This is a genomic window from bacterium (assembly GCA_009926305.1).
Classification (GTDB): domain Bacteria; phylum Bdellovibrionota_C; class UBA2361; order UBA2361; family RFPC01; genus RFPC01.
Genome location: RFPC01000177.1, coordinates 1 through 2039 on the forward strand (window position 1 = coordinate 1; position 2039 = coordinate 2039).

Here is a 2039-nt window from a genome sequence, read left to right on the forward strand (position 1 = left end):
ACAAGATAACATCGAATTTCTGATTCAATTGAAATCTTGAGATATCCCCCAACTGCAAATCAGCGGTAGGAACTTTCCTTTTAGCTACTTTAAGCATCTCCGGTGAAAGTTCAATTCCAAAGACCTTAAAATCTCTAGAGAAGTAGCTAAGAATGCTTCCTGTGCCACAACCCAGTTCAAGAAGGGAAGCGGGTCTGATGGAGTTTTCCCGAATCAGCTTATGCAAATAAGTCGCTGCTTTTACTCGGTCTCCCATAATTGAATCATAAAACCGAGCAAATTTATCGTACTGTTCCATCCACTCACCATATTCTAATTCGAACTAATTCGTACCTCAGCCTCTTATATTCTTCTTGGGAACCTTACCGCCATGTGCTATACCGGAGCAAGTTCAAAGAATAAATCAGCTGATCATTGTTCGTTGTTTTGTTCTTTACATCTATTATCTTATTGAGAAGGAGAATACAGATGACTTCAAAAGGCATGGACTTCGGAGGAAACACAGCTGTTCTTGAGCCAGAGGTTTCTATGGAAGAGATTTCGAGCTGGGATCAGCTTGTAATCGATAAAGCCAATGAGTTTAGGAGAGAATTCCACACTCTTCCGAACGTTTTAGTTCAAGACCCACAGAGAGGTTGCGCTTACTACATGAAGGCTGACGAACTTGCTCCATACGAGGCGTCTGCGGATACTTTGGCGAGAATGGATGATGGAACAGTTACATTCGTCATTCCCGATGGAGAGATCTTCGATGAAGTGCCACCGTACTTGAGAAATCCTGAGGTGGAGCCAAGTGTTCTTATAAAATACTCCCACGGACGAACATCTTACTTCATGGAACTCAATGACCTGGAACAGTTCAAGATTGAGCAACCCGCCTCTTACTTTGATGATGAATCAATTAGCTTTATCATGCCGCGAGGTACCGAGCTCGTCGAAGAGCTACCAGAGATGCGCAGGGCGCTTCTCCAGAGTAACACTCGGTAGTACTAAACATTTGACAGTGAGGGCTGTCAGAAAGGGCAGCCCTTTCAGAATAGGATTTGCTAACTGAGGAGTGAAGTTTATGTCATCTAAGAATAGTGAGAGTATTTTAGGCAATCACGATTGGAGCAAAGTCAGAGAGGACTTTCAGAAGACAGCTCCTTACAATTTTGCAGTAATTGATGATTTCTTTAACCCCTCGAGGGCTGAAGAGGTGCGAAGAGCTGTCCTCGACGATAAGTCATGGCAATACAAGAACTGGACGTCAAAAGAGCTTTATAATCGCAATCCCAAAATAGAGGCTATCCAGGAGCTTGGTCGGGAATTGAAAACACACCTCGGTTCAGTTGTAGAGGGGCTTGAGTTAGTAAATCATTGGGCTTTTCTTCATCAGCGAAATGCGGGGTTAGAAACGCACTCAGATAATGGAGAAGTAACAGTAAATATTTGGCTGACCCCAAATCAGTTCAATCTGGAGCCGTCTACAGGAGGGATGGTTTTTTTTGATGTGAAACGAGATCCAGAAATGCTTATTCATGAGTTCAATGTAGTGGATTGGTCAGAGAAGTACGTTTCAGAACGTACAAAAGGAGGAACCGAAAGGGTCGATTACGCTTTTAATCGAGCCGTTGTATTCGATTCAAAAACTTTTCATGCTAGTGACACCATGAATTTTGTGGCATCTGGTGCAGATACTTACCGCTTGAACATGACCCTCATTTTCGACAGAAAAGAAGCGCTAAACTCTCGCTACAAGCCTTATGGACTCACAGCTTATGACCCCTATAAGTCAGACAGTGCCTCTAACATCTGAAGCCTATCCAGGCGGTGAAGTTCGGCCAGCAGGCAAGTATTGGTCGAACCCTGATCTGATTGTTTTTCAGAGTCGTCTTTACTCCCCGGGCTATGCAGGTCCGGGGAGATGGGCAATTGTGAACTCGCGTACCAGAGAGGCTGTCTCAGCCATTGGACCCGACGTTATACCTGATTCAATCCGAATACTCTCGGCTGCGTCCGTAGGGAAAACCGCGGATGAGTTGATTGGGCTTTCGGGA

The 2039-nt window shown here is 44.5% G+C and carries 3 protein-coding genes; 2 read left to right on the plus strand and 1 reads right to left on the minus strand.

Annotated features, from left to right (window positions below; genetic code table 11):
* On the minus strand, window positions 1–298 hold a 298-nt coding region (locus tag EBR25_13445; GenBank protein NBW41986.1), incomplete at its 3' end, for a class I SAM-dependent methyltransferase.
* Window positions 299–468: 170 nt separating this feature from the next.
* On the opposite strand from EBR25_13445, the gene EBR25_13450 reads away from it, so the two are divergent.
* A complete protein-coding gene (locus tag EBR25_13450; GenBank protein ID NBW41987.1) occupies window positions 469–987 on the plus strand; it encodes a hypothetical protein in 519 nt (172 codons plus the stop codon).
* Between the two features lie 79 nt (window positions 988–1066).
* A complete protein-coding gene (locus EBR25_13455; protein ID NBW41988.1) occupies window positions 1067–1798 on the plus strand; it encodes a hypothetical protein in 732 nt (243 codons plus the stop codon).
* Window positions 1799–2039 lie beyond the last annotated feature (241 nt).